Here is a 19031-nt window from a genome sequence, read left to right as displayed (position 1 = left end):
TACGATGAATCCATTCTACCAACGTGCCCATTTCCTGACGGCTGCCGCACGGGTCGAGCAATGTCCCGCAGACGAGGGTCGCGAGGTTGCCTTCGCGGGGCGGTCGAATGCCGGTAAGTCCAGCGCGATCAATGCACTTTGTCATCAGAACGCGCTCGCTCGCACGAGCAAGACACCCGGACGGACGCAGCAGCTCATCTTTTTCGAGCTGGACGAGGCGCGTCGCTTGGTCGATCTCCCGGGTTATGGATATGCCAAGGTTCCGGATACGGTCAAGCGCGACTGGCAGCAGCACATGGCAGCCTATCTCGAGCAGCGCAGCTCACTCGGTGGTCTGGTCGTCGTCATGGATATCCGCCACCCGCTGGCCGAGTTCGACCGCCAGATGCTCCAGTGGGGGGCGGGCCGATCTGCCGATGCTCGTGTTGCTCACCAAGGCGGACAAGCTCAAGACCGGTGCGGCCCGCGCGACTCAGCATGCGGTCGAGCAGGCCGTCTCGGGTATGGTGGGGAAGGTCGAGGTGATGCTGTTCTCGGCCCTGAAGCGACAAGGCGTGGAGCCCGTCCAGCGGCTGCTCGATTGCTGGCTGAATGTGGGCAACGCGACGGTACCCGGCGGGCTGCCGGATCTCGACTGAATGCGGGCTGTCCGGGGCGGGCCGAGGGGGCGCCGGTCTCGGATCGAGCCGGCGCTCCCTCGGCCCGCGTCAGCGTCCCTCGATCAGTTACCCATGCCCTGCGGAGGTGGGCCCTGGTCGAAACCGGGTGCACCGTAACCGGGCATCATGGGCGGATGACCCATGCCGCCGGGATAGCCGCCCTGCGGGCCGTAACCGTATCCGTAGCCCCGAGGCTCATAGCCGCCGTGAGGTGGCATGCGCGGCATCTCGGGCATCGGGGGCTTCCGAACAGTGCGCGGGCCGCCTCGATCTGTTCCTCGCTCATCGCCTCGACGGTCTTGCGATAGGTCTCGAATTGCTCCTCCATCTCTTTGCGGCGTTGCTCGGCCTCCGCCCAGGGCGGCGTCTCGGGCATCTCGATCCCGCGTTCCTCCGCGTCGGCGCGCATTTGCTGCCAATGGGCGTCGCGCATCGCGCGGCGCTCTTCGGGGGTCATGGAGCGCATCTGCTCACGCATCGCCCGTCGTTGCTCGCGGATCGCCTCCATGTCTTCGGGCGACATGCCGCGACGCTCGGGCATGGCCGGCGGCTCCGGCATCGGCGGCCGCTCGCTCGATTCCCACGGCGGTGTTTCGGGAAGCGCCAGGCCGATCTCGGAGGCACGCGCGCGCAGCTCTTCGTAGCGTTTCTCGCGTTCCGCCATCATGGCGGCACGACGCTCCTCGGCCTGGGCTCGGGCCGCTTCGCCGGGTGCCGGTGCGCTGGTCGGTGCAGCGTCCGGAGCCTGAGCCGGAGCCGGCTCGTTCGTCGGTTCAGTCGTGACCTGGCTCGTGTCGGTCGCCTGCGGATCGGCGAAAGCGCTTTGGCCGATGACGAGCGCCAGCGTTGCCGCCGAGACAAGAGGGATCATGCGAGACGTGTCGGGCATGGAGATGGTCCTCTAAGTGGTAGTCGTCTGTGAAGTTCGGCGGATCCGTCGCCTGCAGCTCGGTATCGCGTGACCGGGCATGCATTGCCGGGCGTGGCAGAGCCCCGATCCGTGATCCTGCAACCGCGCGGTCGCCGTGTCCGCCGGGAATCATTGCCGAATTGTTCTTGTAGGGCGGGTCGATGCCCGAGACGCGAGACGCGGGCCGGCGGTGCGTCCGAGCTTAACCGATCCGTGACCACGAGGGACACCCCCCCCCGGTGAGTTGATCGGGGAACGCATCCCCCGTGCTCCGACGAATGGCGCCGATGCGAGCCACGGACGCGCTTCCGGGATAGGATAGGCTGCAAGGGTTGATACCCCGAAATCGACGCGAGGAGCCTCTATGCAGATCGGCGATTTGATGACCATGAGCGGTGTGGCGTTCGGAACCAGCGGTGCCCGCGGGTTGGCGCAGGCGATGACCGATCGGGTGTGCTATGCCTATACCGCCGGCTTTCTCGGCTATCTTCGCGCGAGCGGCGTGCTCGCACCGGATGCCGAGGTCGGATTGGGCGGCGATCTGAGGCCGAGCACGAGCAGGATCCTCGTCGCGTGTGCCCGTGCGGCGCTGGATCTCGGCTGTCGACCGCGCTATCTCGGGCGTATCCCGAGTCCGGCGGTTGCCGCCTGGGGGCTCGCGCGCGGTGCTCCGAGCCTGATGGTGACCGGCAGCCACATCCCGGACGACCGCAACGGCATCAAGTTCAATCTGCCGACGGGCGAGATCCTCAAACGCGACGAGGAGGGCATCCGCGCGCAACCGCTCGAGGTTGCCGAGACGCTCTTCGATGCGGCCGGTGTCTTCGCCGAAGATCAGTCCGCTGCGCTTCCCGAGGAGGATCCGCTCGCCTATCGCGACTATCTCGATCGCTATCTGGACTTCTTTCCGTCGGGTTGTCTGGACGGCCTGCAGGTCGGTGTCTACGAGCACTCCAGCGTTGCTCGGGGCGCCTATGGCGAGGTGCTGGAAGGGCTCGGCGCAGGCGTGACGCGGCTGGGATTCTCGGAGGTCTTTGTCCCTGTCGATACCGAAGCGATTCGCCCGGAAGATGTCGCTCTTGCGCGCGATTGGGCCGCGACGGGGCGTTTCGACGCCCTGGTTTCCGCCGACGGGGACGGCGACCGTCCGCTGGTCGGAGACGAGACCGGAGAATGGTTGCGCGGGGACATCGCCGGGATCCTGTGCGCGCGCCAACTCGGCGCCCGTGGGGTGGTGACACCCGTGAGCAGCAACACGGCGGTCGAGCGATCCGGCTGCTTCGAAACGGTGCTGCGCACCCGGATCGGATCGCCTTTCGTCATCGAAGGGATGCAGTATCTCGTCGACCGAGGCATGGACCGGGTGGTCGGCTACGAGGCGAACGGCGGCTTCCTGCTCGCCACCGACATCGAGCAGGACGGCCGAATCCTGGCGGCCTTGCCGACGCGAGACGCGGTCTTGGTCGCGGTTGCCATCCTGCGTGCCTCCGTGGAGCAGGGAAAACCCCTGTCGGCTCTCTCCGCCGATCTCCCGCGTCGCTTCACCTGGAGCGATCGTCTGAAGGATTTCCCGACCGAGATCGCTCGGGCGCGTCTTGCCGACATCCATCGCGGCGATCCTGCCCGAGACAAGGCGGCCGCTCAGGCCGTGTTCGGCGCCGCTTTCGGTCCGGTCGCCGATCTGGATGTGACCGACGGTCTCAGGATCACCTTCGCCAGCGGCGAGATCGCGCATCTGCGCCCGTCGGGCAACGCGCCCGAGCTGCGCGCCTATACCGAGGCCGACAGTCCGGAGCGCGCGGAGGAGATGAATCGGATCTGCATGGAGATCCTCTCGCGCTGGCGTGCTTAAACCTAAACCGCGCCCAGTGCGGTATGCGATGTTTTTGGATGGGATCGGCCCCGGCGGATTTCAGAACCGCTGGAGCCGGCGCGGTTTAAGAATTTTGGAAATGATTCAAGAGCAACCGATAGCCGTAGGATGGGTAGAGCACAGCGAAACCCATCCTCCACGCGCCAACGCCTCGCTCCCGGCATCGACCGAGCACAGCGAAACCCATCCTCCACGCGCCAACGCCTCGCTCCCTGCATCGACCGAGCACAGCGAAACCCATCCTCCACGCGCCAACGCCTCGCTCCCGGCACCGACCGAGCACAGCGAAACCCATCCTCCACGCGCCAACGCCTCGGACCGAAACCCGGAAGCGCGGCGGTTTGGAGGATGGGTTTCGCTGACGCTCTCCCCATCCTACGCGTGAATCAAGGTGTTCACCTTGCTTCTACATCGTCTCTTATGATTTTCCTTTTCCTTAAACCGCGTCGGGGAAAAGGTCTTTGATGGCCGCGAGGGTGGCGTTTTCAGGCCGACATCGAGTGAGACCGTCGGACGCGGTTTAAGCGCGGTTTAAGCCGCGTTGAGCTCGTCGAGCAGGGAACCCGGGTCCGTGTCGTCGAGACGGGCATAGAGTGCTTCGGTGCGGCGCATCAGGTCGAGCGTGTCGGCCTGCAGCACGACCTCTTTGACGTCCAGGATGGCGCCCGGCTGCATGCTGAATTCGCGCAGCCCGATTCCGAGAAGCAGACGGGTGAAGCGCGGATCGCCCGCCATCTCGCCGCACATGCTGACCGGTCGGTTCAGCTCGCGTGCGGCCTCGATGGTCATGCGGATGAGGCGCAGGATGGCCGGGTGGGTGGGGTCGAAGAGATAGTTGACGCCGTCGTCGAGACGGTCGATCGCGAGCGTGTACTGGATGAGGTCGTTGGTTCCGATCGACAGAAAATCCAGGCGCCGCGCGAGCGCGCGTGCGGTCAGTGCGGCCGCGGGGACCTCGATCATGGCGCCGATCGGGAGTTGCGGGTCATAGTCGAGACCGTCGCGGTCGAGTTGAGTCTTGATCTGCCGGATCAGCGCGAGAACCGTATCGACCTCGTGGACGTTGGAGACGAGCGGCAGCATCAGCCGAATCGGGCCGCTCGCGGAGGCACGCAGGATTGCGCGTAGCTGCGGCCGGAAGAGATCGGGCTCCTTCAGGCAGAGTCGGATCGCGCGTAATCCCAGCGCCGGGTTCGAGACCCCGGGGCCCGGCTCGAGCAGGGTATCGACGCGTTTGTCGACGCCCAGATCCAGCGTGCGGATGGTCACCGGGATCCCGCCGAGTCCGGCGACGATCGCCGCGTAGCTCGCCAGATGCTCCTCCTCGTCGGGGAGATCCCGGCGATTCATGTAGAGGAACTCGGTACGATAGAGTCCGACCCCGCTGGCCCCGTTGGCCTTCGCAAGCGCCACGTCCTCGGGGAGCTCGAGATTCGCGAGGAGGCCGATCTCGACCCCGTCGCGTGTGACCGAGGCTCGGCCGACGAGGCCGCGCAAACGCAACTGACGGGCCTCCGCCGCGCGCAGGCGGTCGCGGAAAAAGTCCAGGGTCAGGGGGTCTGCATCGGCCAGCACGGTGCCGGTCTCGCCGTCGACCAGGATGAGCTCGCCCTGGCGCAGATAGCGTGTGATGTTGTGGATGCCCATCACGGCGGGTACGCCGAGGCTGCGCGCCAGGATGGCCGTGTGGGACATGGGTCCGCCGAACTCGGTGACGAATGCAACCGCACCGCGATGGCGCAGGAGGATCGCTTCCGCGGGCGCAAGATCGCGCGCCACCACGACCCGGCCCTCCAGATCCCGAGTCGATGGCTCGCGTTGCTCGACCGCGCCCTGCAGGAAGGTCTGAATCTGCTGGACGACGTGCTCGACGTCGTCGCGGCGGGTGCGCAGATAGGGGTCGTCCATCTCGTCGAAGATCCGCACCAGGGTGTCGCGCTGCCGTTGCAGCGCCCACTCGGCATTGCACAGCTGCTCGGCAACGATACGGCGCACCTCCTCGACCAAGGCGGCGTCCTCGAGCATCAGCAGGTGCGTGTCGATGAACTCGGCGATGTTGAGCGGCGTGTGCTGCGGGATCTGGTTGCGCACCGCTTTGAGGGCCCCACGCGCGGCGGCGACGGCCAAATCGAGCCTCTCGATCTCGGCGGCGACCTGCTCGACCGCGATGGCGGATTGCGAGACGGTATGGCCGCCGTGCCCGTCCACGAAGGCGGGGCCGAGTGCGAGCGAGCGACTGGTGGAGATGCCGATCCCCTGAAATGCGGTGGTCATTCCGACTCTCCGAAGCGATCGCCGATCAATGCCTCGATCGCCGCCATGGCGGAATCCTCGTCCTCGCCGGCGGCCTCGACCGTGATCCGGGTGCCCTGACTCGCGGCCAGCATCATGACGCCCATGATGCTCTTGCCGTTGACGCTTTGACCGCGCCGCTCGATCTCTACATGGCTGGCGAACCGTCCGGCGCATTGCACGAGCTTGGCCGACGCACGGGCATGGAGCCCCAGCTTGTTGAGGATCTCGATCTCTTTGCGAATCATGTGCGGTCGTCTCGTCGCGAGCAGAGCAAGACGCCGTCGCGCCCGCCCTGCAGGGCCTTCTCGGCCACGTCGTCCAGGTCGAGCGAGGCATAGGTCAGGGCGCGCAACAACATGGGTAGGTTCAGTCCCGCAATGACTCTCGAGCACTCATGGATCGCGAGCATCGATACCGCGACATTGGCCGGTGTCGAGCCGTAGAGATCGGTCAGGATCAGGACACCCGCGCCGGCGTCCAAGCGCTCGAGGCGTTCGGCGGCTTCCGCCGTCAAGACCTCGCAGGGCACATCGTTGACGACCTCCATCGCCTCGACCCCCGGCGGACGTCCGCCGAGAATCGCCGTCGCGACCCGCAGCAGGTCCGCGCCGAACGGCTGATGGGTGATCATCAGGAGCCCGACGCTCAAGGTAGATCCCGATGCCGCACCATCACCTGATGGCCGTCGGACTCGAAATGATGCCGCAGGGATTCGGTCATAAAGACCGAGCGGTGCTGCCCGCCCGTGCAGCCGATCGCAATCGTCAGATAGCTGCGCCCGTCCGTCTCGAACCCGGGGATCCAGCGATCGAAGAACCCCTGGATGTCGGCGCGCATTCGGCAAAAGGCTTCCGCGGAATCGAGGAATTCCATCACGGGTCGATCGCGTCCGGTCAGGGGGCGCAGCTCGGGTTGCCAATGTGGATTGGGCAGGCTGCGCAGGTCGAAGACAAAATCCACATCGTGCGGAACCCCGTGCTTGAAGCCGAAGGACTGCAGCAGGATGGACGCCTTCGGCGAGGCGCCGCCGACCAAACGGCTGCGCACGAGATCGCGCAGCTCGTGGACGTTGGTCTGGGTCGTGTCGATACGGATGTCGGCGCAGCTTCGGAGCGGCTCGAGGAGTCGGCGCTCGAGCGCGATCGCCTCCGGCAGCGAGCGGTCGGCGCGGGTCAAGGGGTGTTTGCGGCGGGTCTCGCTGAAGCGCTTGATCAGGGTTTCGGTTTCGGCGTCGAGGAAGAGGACATCGCAGCCGATGCCGCGCTCGCGCGCCGAGTGCACCAGCTCGGGAAGGTGTCGGAGCTCGTCCGGACCGCTGCTCGGACTGGTGCGGGCGTCGATCCCGACCGCCGTCCTGGTGAAGGCGTCGTCGAGTCCCTCGTGCAGCCCGAGGGCGAGATCCTGCAGCAGGAAGAGCGGCAGGTTGTCGATGCAGTAAAAGCCTACGTCTTCGAGGGTATGGAGCGCGACGCTCTTGCCCGAGCCGGACAGACCGCTGAGGATGACGAGCCTCATCGGTTTGCCGACGTTCGGCGGTCGTTCGCTCGCCTGCTCCTGCGGCGGTGTTTGCGTCATGGCGGTGATCTCGGCGGGTCGGGTCGATCGATGCTGATGGCACGCGCCTGGCGGTCGACGAAGTCGACGCCGGCATCGTATCCACGGATGCGCAGAATCTGGTGTCGCACGGCCGCCTCCACCAGGATCGCCAGGTTGCGGCCGGGTGCGACCGGCATGGTGATCTTGGGGACGGCAACCCCGAGGATGTTGCGCACCGAGAGGCTGCCGCTGAGCCGGTCGATAGACTCGAGTTGTTGCTTGTCGAGCGGCTGAAGATCGATGGTCAGGTTCAATGTCTTGCTGCGCACGACGGCGCCTTCTCCGAACATGGCGCGGATGTTGAGAATCCCCAGGCCGCGGACCTCGAGAAAATCGCGCAGGGCTTCGGGGCAGGTGCCCTCCAGGGTCTCCGGGGCAATGCGTGCGAAACGGGGTGCGTCGTCGGCGATGAGCCGATGGCCGCGGGCGATCAAATCGAGCGCCAGCTCGCTCTTGCCGACCGCCGGATCGCCGACCAGCAGAACGCCCATGCCCAGGACCTCGATGAAGACCCCGTGCACCGTGCGGCGCTCGGCGAGCGCATGGGTGAGGAAATAACGCAGATGATTGATCAGCTCCTCGTCGCCGAGGCAGGAGCCGAGCAGTGGCGTGCTTGTCTGCTCGGCGGCCTCGCGGAAGGCGGGCTCCGGGTCGATGCCGTCCGAGAAGATGACGGCGGTCGGACGATCCGAGAAGAGCCTCTCCACGGTCTCGCCGAAGGCGGTCCGGCCCAGCTCCGCCAGGTAGAGCCGCTCCGCGTGTCCGATGACCTGCAGACGATTGGGATGGATGCAGTTCAGTGAGCCGATCAGCGACTGCCTTGTGCGTCCCGGATCCTCGCCGCGCAACGAACGCGGGCTCGCCGGCTCGGGCGTAAGCCAGCGCAGCTTGAGCCGCGGCCCGGTCTGCGAGATCAGGGATTGAAGACTTTCGATCATCGCCGGCGGGCGCGCTCGAGCGCTAGGCCGCTCTGAGAAGGTCCAGAATCGCCGTCGGCGAGCTCGCATCGCGCAGGCGTGCGCGGGTTGCCGACTCGCTGAAGCGACTTGCCAAATAGGCGAGCAGTTGCAGGTGCTCCTCGGTCGCGGTCTCCGGAACCAGGAGCGCGAAGGCCAGATCGACCGGCTCGCCGTCGGCTGCGTCGTAATCCACCCCGCGCGTGGTTTGCACGAACGCCCCGATCACCTGAGAGACCTCCTTGATCCGGGCATGGGGCAGGGCGACACCGTGACCGAGTCCGGTGCTGCCGAGGCGTTCGCGCTCGAGGAGGCGCTCGAAGACGCTCTCCGTGCTCAATCGCGGGTGATCGTTGGCAAGCAGCTCGGCCAGGGTTTCGAGCAAACGCTTCTTGCTGGAAATCTCGAGGCCGTGACCGATCCGGGCCTCGTTGATCAGATCGGGGCTGAGCATCGGTATCGGCTCCCGTGTGCTGCGGGCGCACAGCGCTGCAGCTGGTGGCTCTTGGATCGATGTCCGCGCAGCGACGGCGGGCAGGGGCGTGTGGTCATGGATGCTGATTATCCTCGGATGTCTGGCAGAGGCCGGCGATCCCGCATGCCGGCCTCATGCCCGATCCCGTTCGTTGAACCTCTCCGACGGGGCAAGAGCGCCCCCTCGGAGGTATCCGCGGCGTTTTGGCAACGCCGGTGCGTCAGCTCTGATCGGATTCCTCGGCCTCGCTGACCTTCGGGGTGGCTGCGCGATGATCGCTCTTTTTCTCCTTGTGGCGCAGGACCTGACGATCGAGCTTGTCGATCAGCCCGTCGATTGCGGCATACATGTCCTCGTGGACCGAGTCGGCAAAGACCTTGTTGCCGTTGATGTGTAGTGTGGCTTCCGCCTTTTGGGCAAGCTTCTCGACGCTCAGAATGACGTGAGCATTGATGACGTGGTCGAAGTGCCGCGCAAGGCGCTCGAACTTCGTGTCGACGTAGCCTTTCAGCGCGTCGGTGACGTCGATGTGATGACCCGTCAGGTTGATCTGCATCTGTTGACTCCTTATGGTTCAAACGGCCTGTCAATCCAGGCGCTTGCGCTCGTTCGAGGGTGGAACCCCCATGGCCTCGCGGTATTTGGCGACGGTTCGCCGCGCGACGTTGATCCCCTGATCGGCGAGCTCTTGTGCGATCTTGCTGTCGCTCATGGGCTTTCTCGCGGATTCGCCGGCGATCAGCTTGCGGATCAGGGCACGAATCGCGGTCGACGAGCATTCGCCGCCGGACGCGGTGTTGACGTGCGAGGAAAAGAAATACTTGAACTCGAGGGTCCCTCGCGGCGTGTGCATGTATTTCTGCGTGGTCACTCGGGATACGGTCGACTCGTGCAGCTCCAACGCCTCGGCGACATCGCGCAGCACCATCGGCTTCATCGCCTCGTCCCCGTGCTCGAAGAATTCCTGCTGCATCTCGACGATCTTCGCGCCGACGCGCAGCACCGTGTCGTTGCGGCTGGCCAGGCTCTTGATGAACCAGCGGGCCTCCTGCAGATGGCTCTTCAAGGTGACCCCGTCCGCGCTTTGATCGGCGCGTCGGATCAGGCGCGCGTAGTCGGCGTTCACTCTGAGTTTAGGCATCGACTCGGGATTGAGCTCGACCGACCATCGGCCCTCGCGTTTGCGCACGAAGATATCCGGGACGACATACTGGGCCGGCGTGCCGGCGATCAGGCTTCCGGGGCGCGGATTGAGCCGGCGGATCAACGCCAGCGCACCTGCGACCGTTTCCTCGGACTCCTTCAGCTGACGCACCAGGGAGGCGACGTCGCGCTTGGCCAGATACTCGAACCCGTCGCGGCAGATCGCCGTCGCGGTGCTCCGCCAAGGTGTTTGGGGGGGCAGCTGACTGAGTTGTATCAGCAGGCATTCCGCGAGGTTGCGGGCACCCACGCCCGGCGGGTCGAAGGACTGAACGCGGTGCACGACCGCCTCCACCTCCTCGGCACTGATCTCGGGGTGATCGATGGTCAGGAGCAGCTCCTCGACATCGATGCGCAGATAGCCGTCGGCATCGATCGAATCGATGACCGCTTGGGCGATCATGTTGTCGCGCTCGCTCAGTCTGCAGAGATTGAGCTGCCAGGCGAGGTGGTCGAGCAGGGTCTGAGGGCGGCTCTGTTGGGCAAAGGGATCGTAGTCCGAGCCGTCGTCCGAACCGTGCGAGGTGCTCGGCACGTAGGAGTCGAAGACATCGGTCCAGAGCGTGTCGACCGGCAGCTCCTCGGGCATCTCGTTGGATTCGGCGTGGATCTCGCGGTCGATCGACTGCTCGACGGTGACCCGCGGTGTTTCGATATCCTCGCTCTGGATCGTGCCCGACTGCTGCACCTCGCCGGCGTTGAAGCGGTCCGCGTCGTCGCCTTCCTCCAACATGAGGTTGGTGTCCAGCGCCTCCTGAATCTCCTTCTGGAGCTCCAGCGTCGAGAGCTGCAACAGACGGATCGCCTGCTGCAACTGAGGCGTCATGGTCAGGTGTTGGCCGAGCCGAAGCTGGATGGATTGCTTCATGAATCGCGGATGCGCTTTTCGAGGTGTTCGATCAGGTGACCGCCATGGCCAATGCTGCTCGATGCTAGCCGTTTCAGTCCGGTGAAGGCGTCATCAGCCGAGGCAGGATTCTCATCTTACACCCAACATCTCGGAAAGAGCAGCCAACCGATGCGCATCTCTGAGGTACCTCCCGGTTCGCACCTACATGGAAAAATCCGCGCCAAGGTAGACATCGCGGACCTGCTGATCGGCCAGGAGCTGCGCGGGGGTGCCTGCCGCGATCACGCACCCCGAGCTGATGATGTAGCCCCGGTCGCAGATATCGAGCGTCTCGCGCACGTTGTGATCGGTGATCAGCACGCCGATCCCGCGATCGCGCAGATGCGACACGATGGCCTTGATGTCCCCGACGGCGATGGGGTCGACGCCCGCGAAGGGCTCGTCGAGCAGCATCACCAGCGGGTCGACCGCAAGCGCACGCGCGATCTCCAGGCGCCGTCGCTCCCCGCCCGAGAGGCTGAGCGCGAGCGATCCGCCGACATGGGCGATCCCGAGCTCTTCGAGCAGGCGCTCGCAGCGCAGGTTGCGATCGGCCCGAGACAGGTCGCCGCGTGCCTCCAGGATGGCGAGGATGTTGTCGCGTGCGCTGAGCTTGCGAAACACCGAGGGCTCCTGTGCCAGATAGCTCAGGCCGGCGCGTGCGCGCGCATGCATGGGTTTCAGGGTGATGTCCTGCCCGCTCAGCGCGATGCCGCCCTCGTCGGCCGGAATGAGGCCGACGATCAAATAGAAACAGGTAGTCTTGCCCGCGCCGTTCGGTCCGAGCAGGCCCACGACCTCACCCGCGTCCACGCTGACGCTCACGTCGCGCAAGACCTGACGGCCGCGGTAGCTCTTCTTCAGATGCTCCGCGCGCAGCGTCGTCGAGCCCGAGCCTAGGCCCGAGCCGGAATCCGTAACAAGATCGCTCATCCTAAACCGCGTCTCCGCCTAGGCTCTCGGGATCATTCAAGGGTGGTCTCCGACCGAAGGTTATCGGTCGCCTCCGACGCGGTTTAGCCTCATTCCTCCTCCGGCGTGATGGTGATCTTGACCCGTCCGCCGCCTCCCGCGCGGAAATGGGCGCGGGCGCGATCGTAGACGATGCGCTCGCTCGCGACGCGGTCGGCTCCCTGAATCAGCAAGGCGTCCTCGATGAGGGTGAGCTCGTCCTTGTCGGCGTCGTATTCCATCCGTTTGGCGAAGGCCAGGACTTCGCCCTCGTCGTTGTCGAGGAGCTGTTTGAAGCTGGCCGGCGCGCCGAGTGCAATGATAAAGCGCGGGCGGCGGTCGTCGCGATGATAAACGGTCACATGATCGCCGAGGAGCCGCATGCTCCCTTGGTCGACTTGGACATTGCCGACATAGATGCTCGTGTTCTCCGCCTCCAGGACCTCGACATCGTCTGCTTCGATCAAGATGGGTTGGCTCGCATCGTCCTCCAGCGCCGCCGTCGGGGCGCACGCGAGGGCGATGACGAAGGCCAGGGTCACGGCCGGGGCGGTGTCCCGGCGCCGACGGTCGTAGAATCCTCTGTCGCTCATGGCTCCTCGATCTGCTCGGGTGCGATAAAGATGTGTGCGCGTCCGTCGAATTGGGCGCGCACGGGCGCGTCGTACCAGAGGCGCATCCCGGTCGCGTTCAGCCGATCCGACGCACTGGTGACCTGGACCGCCCGATCGGTCTCGGCGAAGCCCCGTTTGTGCCAGATGCGCATCAGCTCGGTCTCCATCCGGGTGGCGGGCCGGCTCGCGTCGCCCCGGCGCTCGAGCTCCACGGCGCCCTCGAGCCGGACCTCGTTGCCGCCGGGGAGGACCAGCCCGCTGTCCGCGCGTGCGCGCCAGGGCTCGGCTTCGGTCTCGCCTTCACGCTGATAGAGTGTCATGCGTGGGTGATCCAACTCCGAGAGATCCTCCTCCACATACTGGCGCAGCTCGTCGGCGATCAAGCGCCGGCTTGGTTTGCCGGTGTCGTCGGTCTCCATGGCCGTGAAGCCGGCGACGACATAATCCGGGAGTCGCGCGCGCTCGACCTCGGGCGCAGGCGGCTCGGGTTCGGGACGCAGCTGCCACCACCCCAACAGCCCGGAGGCCACGAAGAAGGCGGCGAGCATCCACTGACGTGCGGACCAGATCGGCAGGTCGCTGACCCGAAGACGTCCGCTCATCCTGCACCGGCGAGGATCCGTGCCCAGGTGCCCTGCGCCTCCATGATCAGCTCGCAGACCTCGCGCGCAGCCCCGCGACCGCCGCACGCTTGGGTGCACAGATGGGCGTGGACGCGCACCAGATGGTGCGCGTCGGCGACCGCAACGGCGAGTCCGACCCGACGCATGATGGGCAGATCCATCAGGTCGTCTCCGACATAGGCGATGGCCTCGTCGTCGAGCGACAGGGCGCCTTTGAGCGCCTCGTAGGCCGGGAGCTTGTCGCGGCAGCCTTGGAAGAGGTGCTCCACACCGAGACTCTGCATGCGGATGCTGACCACCTGCGAGGTCCGGCCCGTAATGATCCCGATCTGAACCCCGCTCTCCCGAAGCATCACCATGCCGTGTCCGTCACGCGAGTTGAACGCCTTGTACTCCTGACCGTCGTCGCCGAGATAGAGGCTGCCGTCGGTCAGCACCCCGTCGACGTCGAAGATGACCAGGCGGATCCGGGCGGCGCGTTCGAGGATGTCTTGCATAGGGTCAGTCCTCTTGGGTGTCGATTCGGGGGGGCGGGTGAAGCCTCCGGTGTCCAGTAAAGCACGTCTAGATGTGCCGAAACCGTTCGTTGTCGTTGTCGTAATCGACCATCGATACGACAACGACAACGACAACGACAACGACAACGACAACGACAACGACAACGACAACGACAACGACAACGACAACGAAAATGGTCTCGGAATCTCTGCACCGCTCCACGAGCCTCCTGCTATCGGCTTCCGGTCTCTAGTCTTCGGCACGGGCTGGACGGCAGGCGGCTCCCTCACATGACCCCGGCGCGCAGTAGATCGTGCATGTTCAGTGCGCCGACGGGTCGGCCGGTGTCGTCGACGACCAGCAGTGCGTTGATGGACCGCGACTCCATGAGGCGCAGGGCCTCGGCGGCGAGGGCGTCGGCCTGGATCGTGATGCAGTTGGGGGTCAGCACGGTGTCGATGGCGGTGCGGTGGACATCGATCCCGCGGTCGAGCGCGCGTCGCAGGTCGCCGTCGGTGAAGATCCCGGCAAGGCGGCCGTCGTCGTCGACCACGGCGCTCATGCCCAAGCCTTTGCGGGACATCTCTTCCAGGGTGGCGCGCAAGGTCGTGCCCAGAGGGACCGACGGCAATTGCTCGTCGCGGTGCATGACCTCGCCGACGTGCAGCAACAGACGGCGTCCGAGACTGCCGGCCGGATGGGAGCGGGCGAAGTCCTCGGCGGTGAAGCCGCGGCTCTCGAGCAGGGCGATGGCCAGGGCATCGCCCATCACCAAGGTTGCGGTGGTGCTCGAGGTCGGGGCGAGACCGAGCGGACAGGCCTCGCTTGCGACACTCACGTCGAGATGCACGTCGCCCTCTCGGGCCAGCGTCGACTTGGGCTTGCCGGTCATGCTGATCAGCGGCACGCCGAGCCGCTTGAGCAACGGCAGCAGCATCAGCAGCTCGGCCGTTTCGCCCGAGTTGGACAGGGCCAGGACCACGTCGCGGGGCGTGATCATGCCGAGGTCGCCATGGCTGGCCTCGCCCGGATGCACGAAGAAGGCGGGGCTGCCGGTGCTCGCCAGGGTCGCCGCGATCTTCCCGCCGATGTGGCCCGACTTGCCCATCCCGAGGACGACGATGCGGCCCTCGCAGGCCAGCATGTAGCGGCACGCGGCGACGAAAGCGTCGTCGATCCGCTCGGCCAGTGCCGTGACCGACGCGGCTTCGGTCTCGACGACGGCGCGCCCGAGCGCCTTGATCTTGGCCGATTCCCCAAGCGCGAGCTCAACCGGCGGGCTGCCGAGTCTGCGTCGATCTGTCATGCTGCTCCGAGGTCCTCCGTCGCGCCGCTTCGACATCGGCGCCGGCGCGATGAGACTGATGCGTTTGGACCGGCGGGTCGGGTGGACGCGCGCGAGCGAAGTCCGCCGAGTCCGGCGCCGGCGTTGATGGGCTGCGCTGCGCTGGTCCCCGACGGTGCTTGTCCATCCGATTGTTGTGGTCGGCAATGTGGCCGTTTCGATGAGCATGGCCACGCAATGCAAAATACACCAATGAGTGCCCCGGTGTCCCGCGGGGCGATCCCGGCATTGCACCGGCCCGGCGTCGCACGCAAGGGCCTCTCCACCGGAAAATACGATCCAATCGGAGTGACGTCGAGACCATGAATTGCATTCTCCCCGTTAGAACCGGATGGGATCCGTCGCCCGGCGACGCCGACTTCTATCCCGACGACCTCCCCGAGGATTGGCGGTTGACCTATTTCGCCAACGCGCTCGGCGCCGTTGTGCTCGACGCCGATGTCCGGGAGCACGCCGATGCGGAGTGCATCGCGCAGTGGTGCCGCGACGTGCCGGCATCCTTCAGATTTTATCTGCGCCTTGACACCTGCACGGCGGATGCCTCGGTGTCGGCCGAGGTTCGAGCGCGTCTCGGCGAGCGTTTCGGCGGATGGATCCTGTGCTCGGATCAAGGCCATGCAGGGGACCTTTACGGGCCCGCATACGTGCAGCTCGAATCCGTGTCGGCCGCAGCGGGGTCGCGCGCATCGGCCCTTGCCTGCACGGTGCCCGCCGGGCTCGACACCGACCTTCGCGCGGCACGCCGTTGGCTGGAGGGGCTTGCGGCGGGCGCCCGAGGGCGACCCGCGCTCGCCTTGCTGGGCGGGGCGCGATTCGAGGACGTGCGCCGCTGGCAGTCGCTCGTGGAGCTGCTCGGCCTAGGTTGACAATCCGGCGATTGAGGCGTTTAGGCTCCTGCGGTTGACGCCCCAGCGCAAGCCCGCCAGAATGCCGTGTTTTCCACCCGCGCCGACAGCGATACGATCTATGGGAAGTCGACGCCCCCGAGCGACGCCCCCGCCGCAGTCTCCGCGATCGGCTCCTCCGAGCCCGCGGCTACGCCCGATGCCCCGAGCGCCGGCTCCTCGCCGGAGAACCGCTCGCGCGCCGCCGGAGAGGTCTTGGTGAAGATCCGCGGACTTTCTTTCCGCCGCGGCGCGCAGGTCGTGCTCCACCGAGTCGACATGGATATCCGGCGCGGTGCAGTGACCGCCGTCATGGGGCCGAGCGGCACGGGCAAGACGACCCTGCTCAAGCTGATCACCGGACAGCTTCGTCCGGACGCCGGGAGTATCGAGGTCGACGGCGAGCCCGTGCACACGCTGGGAAAATCGGCGTTGTTTCGGCTGCGTCGGCGGATGGGAATGCTGTTTCAAAGCGGCGCACTGCTGACCGACCTGAATGTCTTCGAGAACGTCGCCTATCCGCTGCGCGAGCATACGGACCTCGGTCCATCGATGCTGCGCAAGCTCGTGCTGCTGAAGCTCGAGGCAGTCGGTCTGCGCGGCGCGCGCGACCTGATGCCGAGCGAGCTCTCCGGCGGCATGGCGCGTCGCGTGGCCCTGGCCCGGGCGATTGCGCTGGATCCCGACATGATCCTCTACGATGAGCCCTTCACGGGTCAGGATCCCATCTCCAAGGGCATGCTGGTGACCCTGATCCGACAGCTCAACGATGCGGCGGGCCTGACGAGCATCCTGGTGTCCCACGACGTGGACGAGACGGCGAGTATCGCCGATCACCTGTACGTCATCTCGCACGGAGAGGTCATCGCGCAGGGGACACCGCAGGAGATCGCCGCGGACCGCTCGGCCTGGGTACGTCAGTTCATGGACGGCCTGCCGGATGGGCCCGTGCATTTCCACTATCCGGCACCGCCCTTGGCGGATGATCTGCTGCCGCGGGGTGTCGCCTGATGATTCTGGACGGCTTGGCGCGGCTGGGACGCAGCGGACTCGGCGCGCTCGAGCGACTCGGTCGTGCACATCTGCTGCTCGCCGGGATGGTGCTGGGCATCGGCGAGATCCTGCGACGTCCGGGTCTGCTCGTTGCGCAGCTCTTCAATATCGGCGTGCTCTCGATGCTGATCATCGGGGTGTCCGGGTTGTTTGTCGGCATGGTGCTGGGTCTGCAGGGCTATTACGTGCTTGCGCAGTTCGGGGCGGCGGAGAGTCTCGGCGTCATGGTCGCGGCCTCGTTGGTGCGCGAGCTCGGCCCGGTGGTCACGGCCCTTCTGGTGGCCGGGCGTGCCGGCTCGGCCCTGACCGCCGAGATCGGTCTGATGAAGGCAACCGAGCAGCTCTCGGGTCTGGAGATGATGGCGGTCGATCCGGTGCGCCGCATCCTGACCCCTCGCTTCTTCGGCGGCGTGCTTGCGATGCCGCTGCTTGCGGCCATGTTCAGTGCGGTCGGCGTGCTCGGCGGCTATTTCGTCGGTGTCGGTCTGCTCGGCGTGGACTCGGGATCCTTCTGGAGTCAGATGCAGTCAAAGGTCGACTTCCACGAGGACATCGTCAACGGCGTGATCAAAAGCGTTGTTTTCGGGGTCGTGGTGACCTGGATCGCGCTCTTTCAGGGGCATGACTCGGTTCCGACGTCCGAGGGCGTGAGCCGCGCGACGACGCGCTCCGTGGTCCATGCCGCACTGGCGGTGCTGGGACTCGATTTCGTCTTGACGGCCTTGATGTTCGGGGAATGATGGTATGGGTAAACAACGCGGCATCGAGATCCTGGTCGGGCTCTTCATGGCGGTGGGCTTCGTGGCTCTGTTCTTCCTGGCGATGCAGGTCAGCAACCTGAGTGCGGCGGTCAACAGCGAGGGCTATCGCTTGACCGCGCGGTTCTCCAACGTCGGCAGCCTCAAGGCGAGGTCACCGGTGAGCATGGCCGGCGTGCGCGTCGGGCGCGTCGAGGCGGTGACCTTCGACAAGGACACCTACGAGGCGGTGGTGGCCATGCGCATCGATGCGGCCACGGACACCATCCCGGACGACACCTTCGCGAACATCTTCACCGCCGGTCTGCTCGGGGAGCAGTACATCGCCCTCGAGCCGGGCGGGAGCATGGAGTACCTGCGCGACGGCGACGAGATCGCCTATACCCAGTCGGCCTTGATCCTGGAGCAGATGATCGGACAATTCCTATTCAGTAAAGCCGGAGGCGACTAATGCCGTATCGACGTTCCTTCTTCCTGCTCTTTGCCCTGCTCGGGGTGCTCTGGACGAGTGCGTCGTTCGCCTATGCCGACGACGCGACGGCCCTGGTCAAGCGGACCACCGAGAACATGCTCAAGACACTCGAAGCGCGTCGCTCGGAGGTCGATCGCGATCCTTCGCTGATCTTCGGGATGATCGAGAGCGGTGTCGCCCCGCATTTTGACTTCGAGCGCATCACGCAAGGCGCGGTCGGTCAATCCTGGCGAGACGCGACCCCGGCGCAGCAGCGTGGCCTGGTCAACGGCTTCAAGCAGGTCCTGGTCCGGACCTATGCGCGCTCGATCCTGAGCTATTCGGGCGAAGAGATCCGCTACCTGCCGATCAAGCCGGGTCGACAGCCCTCCAGCGTCACCGTCTCTACCGAGATCCTCTCGCCCGGTTCCGCGCCGATCCCGGTCGACTATCGGATGCACAACAACGCCGGAGGCTGGAAGGTCTACGACGTGGTCATCAACAATGCCAGCCTGGTCGGGAACTACCGCACGAGCTTCGCAAACGAGATCCGCCGGGGCGGGATCGACGGTCTGATCGCAACGCTCGGCGAGATGAACACCCGGACGCGCGAATGAAGGAGGCGCGACTGACGCCCCTCGGCGAGGGGCGTTATTCTCTGGACGGCGTGCTGGACTTCTCGACCGTCAACCGTGTCGCCGTCGGCGGGATCGCCCTGTTCAAACGGGATGCCTTGGTCGATATCGACCTCGCCGGCGTGGAGTCCGCGAACAGCGCCGGGCTCGCCCTTTTGTTGGAATGGCTGGACGTCGCCCGTGCGCGCGGCGCTCGGGTGACCTATCGGAACCTGCCGGATTCGCTGGTGCGGATCGCTGCCGTGTCGAACCTCGCCACGCTCTTGCCCATGGCATCCGCCATCGGTCGCTGAGGCTCCGGCGCCGTCCGGCGTCGATGACCGGGTGTCTTTGCCCCGACGACGCGCGTTGTGCAGTCCCGCC

22 protein-coding genes and 1 pseudogene are annotated in these 19031 nt (G+C 65.9%); 9 read left to right on the top strand and 14 right to left on the bottom strand.

What is annotated here, in order from left to right:
* Positions 1 to 4 precede the first annotated feature (4 nt).
* Positions 5 to 638, top strand: a pseudogene (yihA, locus tag KFB96_RS15550) (ribosome biogenesis GTP-binding protein YihA/YsxC).
* 145 nt (positions 639 to 783) lie between these two features.
* Here yihA and KFB96_RS15545 read toward each other — a convergent pair.
* Complete coding sequence (locus KFB96_RS15545; RefSeq protein ID WP_213501434.1) at positions 784 to 1548, bottom strand: hypothetical protein; 765 nt, start codon at positions 1546 to 1548, stop codon at positions 784 to 786.
* Positions 1549 to 1933: 385 nt separating this feature from the next.
* Here KFB96_RS15545 and KFB96_RS15540 point away from each other — a divergent pair, with 385 nt between their 5' ends.
* Positions 1934 to 3421, top strand: coding sequence for a phosphomannomutase (locus KFB96_RS15540; protein ID WP_213457592.1), 1488 nt, complete (start codon positions 1934 to 1936; stop codon positions 3419 to 3421).
* A 552-nt stretch (positions 3422 to 3973) separates the two neighbouring features.
* Here KFB96_RS15540 and ptsP read toward each other — a convergent pair.
* From ptsP to kdsC, 12 genes are all read right to left on the bottom strand, one after another.
* Entirely contained in the window at positions 3974 to 5716 is a 1743-nt protein-coding gene (gene ptsP / locus KFB96_RS15535; protein ID WP_213457593.1) for a phosphoenolpyruvate--protein phosphotransferase, read from the bottom strand.
* Positions 5713 to 5982 carry an HPr family phosphocarrier protein gene (locus KFB96_RS15530; RefSeq protein WP_213457594.1) on the bottom strand — a complete coding sequence of 90 codons (270 nt, stop codon included), beginning with the start codon at positions 5980 to 5982 and terminating at the stop codon, positions 5713 to 5715. The genes ptsP and KFB96_RS15530 overlap by 4 nt, the downstream gene beginning before the upstream one ends.
* Positions 5979 to 6386: a PTS fructose transporter subunit IIA gene (locus tag KFB96_RS15525; protein WP_213457595.1), complete on the bottom strand. Its 408-nt coding sequence runs from the start codon at positions 6384 to 6386 to the stop codon at positions 5979 to 5981. Before KFB96_RS15525 ends, KFB96_RS15530 begins: the two co-directional genes overlap by 4 nt.
* Positions 6383 to 7252, bottom strand: a complete 870-nt coding sequence (gene rapZ / locus KFB96_RS15520) for an RNase adapter RapZ (protein WP_213458213.1) — start codon at positions 7250 to 7252, stop codon at positions 6383 to 6385. Before rapZ ends, KFB96_RS15525 begins: the two co-directional genes overlap by 4 nt.
* A gap of 56 nt (positions 7253 to 7308) precedes the next feature.
* Positions 7309 to 8271: an HPr(Ser) kinase/phosphatase gene (gene hprK, locus KFB96_RS15515; protein WP_213457596.1), complete on the bottom strand. Its 963-nt coding sequence runs from the start codon at positions 8269 to 8271 to the stop codon at positions 7309 to 7311.
* Between the two features lie 22 nt (positions 8272 to 8293).
* The gene (locus tag KFB96_RS15510) at positions 8294 to 8743 is read right to left on the bottom strand and encodes a PTS sugar transporter subunit IIA (RefSeq protein ID WP_213457597.1); all 450 of its coding nucleotides are present in this window, start codon (positions 8741 to 8743) and stop codon (positions 8294 to 8296) included.
* A 241-nt stretch (positions 8744 to 8984) separates the two neighbouring features.
* The gene (raiA, locus tag KFB96_RS15505) at positions 8985 to 9320 is read right to left on the bottom strand and encodes a ribosome-associated translation inhibitor RaiA (RefSeq protein ID WP_213457598.1); all 336 of its coding nucleotides are present in this window, start codon (positions 9318 to 9320) and stop codon (positions 8985 to 8987) included.
* A gap of 30 nt (positions 9321 to 9350) precedes the next feature.
* The gene (locus KFB96_RS15500) at positions 9351 to 10835 is read right to left on the bottom strand and encodes an RNA polymerase factor sigma-54 (RefSeq protein WP_213457599.1); all 1485 of its coding nucleotides are present in this window, start codon (positions 10833 to 10835) and stop codon (positions 9351 to 9353) included.
* 183 nt (positions 10836 to 11018) lie between these two features.
* On the bottom strand, positions 11019 to 11789 hold the full coding sequence (gene lptB / locus KFB96_RS15495; RefSeq protein ID WP_213457600.1) for an LPS export ABC transporter ATP-binding protein: 771 nt from the start codon (positions 11787 to 11789) through the stop codon (positions 11019 to 11021).
* 89 nt (positions 11790 to 11878) lie between these two features.
* A complete protein-coding gene (gene lptA, locus KFB96_RS15490) occupies positions 11879 to 12400 on the bottom strand; it encodes a lipopolysaccharide transport periplasmic protein LptA (RefSeq protein WP_213457601.1) in 522 nt (173 codons plus the stop codon).
* The gene (lptC, locus tag KFB96_RS15485; protein WP_213457602.1) at positions 12397 to 13023 is read right to left on the bottom strand and encodes an LPS export ABC transporter periplasmic protein LptC; all 627 of its coding nucleotides are present in this window, start codon (positions 13021 to 13023) and stop codon (positions 12397 to 12399) included. The genes lptA and lptC overlap by 4 nt, the downstream gene beginning before the upstream one ends.
* A complete protein-coding gene (gene kdsC / locus KFB96_RS15480; RefSeq protein ID WP_213457603.1) occupies positions 13020 to 13541 on the bottom strand; it encodes a 3-deoxy-manno-octulosonate-8-phosphatase KdsC in 522 nt (173 codons plus the stop codon). The genes lptC and kdsC overlap by 4 nt, the downstream gene beginning before the upstream one ends.
* A gap of 49 nt (positions 13542 to 13590) precedes the next feature.
* On the opposite strand from kdsC, the gene KFB96_RS15475 reads away from it, so the two are divergent.
* Complete coding sequence (locus tag KFB96_RS15475) at positions 13591 to 13836, top strand: hypothetical protein (protein ID WP_213465111.1); 246 nt, start codon at positions 13591 to 13593, stop codon at positions 13834 to 13836.
* On the opposite strand, the gene KFB96_RS15470 is transcribed toward KFB96_RS15475, so the two are convergent.
* On the bottom strand, positions 13829 to 14848 hold the full coding sequence (locus KFB96_RS15470) for a KpsF/GutQ family sugar-phosphate isomerase (RefSeq protein WP_213457604.1): 1020 nt from the start codon (positions 14846 to 14848) through the stop codon (positions 13829 to 13831). The two genes, KFB96_RS15475 and KFB96_RS15470, sit on opposite strands and share 8 nt — an antisense overlap.
* A gap of 341 nt (positions 14849 to 15189) precedes the next feature.
* Between KFB96_RS15470 and KFB96_RS15465 the strand changes: the two genes are divergently transcribed.
* The 6 genes from KFB96_RS15465 (at position 15190) to KFB96_RS15440 (ending at position 18961) form a co-directional block, all read left to right on the top strand.
* A complete protein-coding gene (locus KFB96_RS15465) occupies positions 15190 to 15753 on the top strand; it encodes a hypothetical protein (RefSeq protein WP_213457605.1) in 564 nt (187 codons plus the stop codon).
* Between the two features lie 234 nt (positions 15754 to 15987).
* A complete protein-coding gene (locus KFB96_RS15460; RefSeq protein ID WP_300971718.1) occupies positions 15988 to 16782 on the top strand; it encodes an ABC transporter ATP-binding protein in 795 nt (264 codons plus the stop codon).
* Positions 16782 to 17564: a lipid asymmetry maintenance ABC transporter permease subunit MlaE gene (mlaE, locus tag KFB96_RS15455; RefSeq protein WP_213457607.1), complete on the top strand. Its 783-nt coding sequence runs from the start codon at positions 16782 to 16784 to the stop codon at positions 17562 to 17564. The genes KFB96_RS15460 and mlaE overlap by 1 nt, the downstream gene beginning before the upstream one ends.
* Positions 17565 to 17568: 4 nt before the next feature.
* Positions 17569 to 18033: an outer membrane lipid asymmetry maintenance protein MlaD gene (gene mlaD, locus KFB96_RS15450; RefSeq protein ID WP_213457608.1), complete on the top strand. Its 465-nt coding sequence runs from the start codon at positions 17569 to 17571 to the stop codon at positions 18031 to 18033.
* The gene (locus KFB96_RS15445; RefSeq protein ID WP_213457609.1) at positions 18033 to 18650 is read left to right on the top strand and encodes a phospholipid-binding protein MlaC; all 618 of its coding nucleotides are present in this window, start codon (positions 18033 to 18035) and stop codon (positions 18648 to 18650) included. The genes mlaD and KFB96_RS15445 overlap by 1 nt, the downstream gene beginning before the upstream one ends.
* On the top strand, positions 18647 to 18961 hold the full coding sequence (locus KFB96_RS15440; protein ID WP_213457610.1) for an STAS domain-containing protein: 315 nt from the start codon (positions 18647 to 18649) through the stop codon (positions 18959 to 18961). Before KFB96_RS15445 ends, KFB96_RS15440 begins: the two co-directional genes overlap by 4 nt.
* Positions 18962 to 19031: the final 70 nt, after the last annotated feature.

The organism is Thiocapsa sp. (assembly GCF_018399035.1).
Classification (GTDB): Bacteria; Pseudomonadota; Gammaproteobacteria; order Chromatiales; family Chromatiaceae; genus Thiocapsa.
Note: the sequence above shows the minus strand (reverse complement) of the source record. Positions and strands in the feature narration are given on the sequence as shown.

Excerpts from the sequence above, each read along its gene's own strand:
- KFB96_RS15500 (WP_213457599.1), bottom strand. The coding sequence starts at position 10,835 with ATGAAGCAATCCATCCAGCTTCGGCTCGGCCAACACCTGACCATGACG.
- KFB96_RS15440 (WP_213457610.1), top strand. The coding sequence starts at position 18,647 with ATGAAGGAGGCGCGACTGACGCCCCTCGGCGAGGGGCGTTATTCTCTG.
- ptsP (WP_213457593.1), bottom strand. The coding sequence starts at position 5,716 with ATGACCACCGCATTTCAGGGGATCGGCATCTCCACCAGTCGCTCGCTC.
- KFB96_RS15545 (WP_213501434.1), bottom strand. The coding sequence starts at position 1,548 with ATGCCCGACACGTCTCGCATGATCCCTCTTGTCTCGGCGGCAACGCTG.
- KFB96_RS15465 (WP_213457605.1), top strand. The coding sequence starts at position 15,190 with ATGAATTGCATTCTCCCCGTTAGAACCGGATGGGATCCGTCGCCCGGC.
- KFB96_RS15510 (WP_213457597.1), bottom strand. The coding sequence starts at position 8,743 with ATGCTCAGCCCCGATCTGATCAACGAGGCCCGGATCGGTCACGGCCTC.
- lptA (WP_213457601.1), bottom strand. The coding sequence starts at position 12,400 with ATGAGCGACAGAGGATTCTACGACCGTCGGCGCCGGGACACCGCCCCG.
- hprK (WP_213457596.1), bottom strand. The coding sequence starts at position 8,271 with ATGATCGAAAGTCTTCAATCCCTGATCTCGCAGACCGGGCCGCGGCTC.
- KFB96_RS15470 (WP_213457604.1), bottom strand. The coding sequence starts at position 14,848 with ATGACAGATCGACGCAGACTCGGCAGCCCGCCGGTTGAGCTCGCGCTT.
- KFB96_RS15540 (WP_213457592.1), top strand. The coding sequence starts at position 1,934 with ATGCAGATCGGCGATTTGATGACCATGAGCGGTGTGGCGTTCGGAACC.
- lptB (WP_213457600.1), bottom strand. The coding sequence starts at position 11,789 with ATGAGCGATCTTGTTACGGATTCCGGCTCGGGCCTAGGCTCGGGCTCG.
- lptC (WP_213457602.1), bottom strand. The coding sequence starts at position 13,023 with ATGAGCGGACGTCTTCGGGTCAGCGACCTGCCGATCTGGTCCGCACGT.
- mlaE (WP_213457607.1), top strand. The coding sequence starts at position 16,782 with ATGATTCTGGACGGCTTGGCGCGGCTGGGACGCAGCGGACTCGGCGCG.
- rapZ (WP_213458213.1), bottom strand. The coding sequence starts at position 7,252 with ATGAGGCTCGTCATCCTCAGCGGTCTGTCCGGCTCGGGCAAGAGCGTC.
- KFB96_RS15530 (WP_213457594.1), bottom strand. The coding sequence starts at position 5,982 with ATGATTCGCAAAGAGATCGAGATCCTCAACAAGCTGGGGCTCCATGCC.
- mlaD (WP_213457608.1), top strand. The coding sequence starts at position 17,569 with ATGGGTAAACAACGCGGCATCGAGATCCTGGTCGGGCTCTTCATGGCG.
- KFB96_RS15445 (WP_213457609.1), top strand. The coding sequence starts at position 18,033 with ATGCCGTATCGACGTTCCTTCTTCCTGCTCTTTGCCCTGCTCGGGGTG.
- kdsC (WP_213457603.1), bottom strand. The coding sequence starts at position 13,541 with ATGCAAGACATCCTCGAACGCGCCGCCCGGATCCGCCTGGTCATCTTC.
- raiA (WP_213457598.1), bottom strand. The coding sequence starts at position 9,320 with ATGCAGATCAACCTGACGGGTCATCACATCGACGTCACCGACGCGCTG.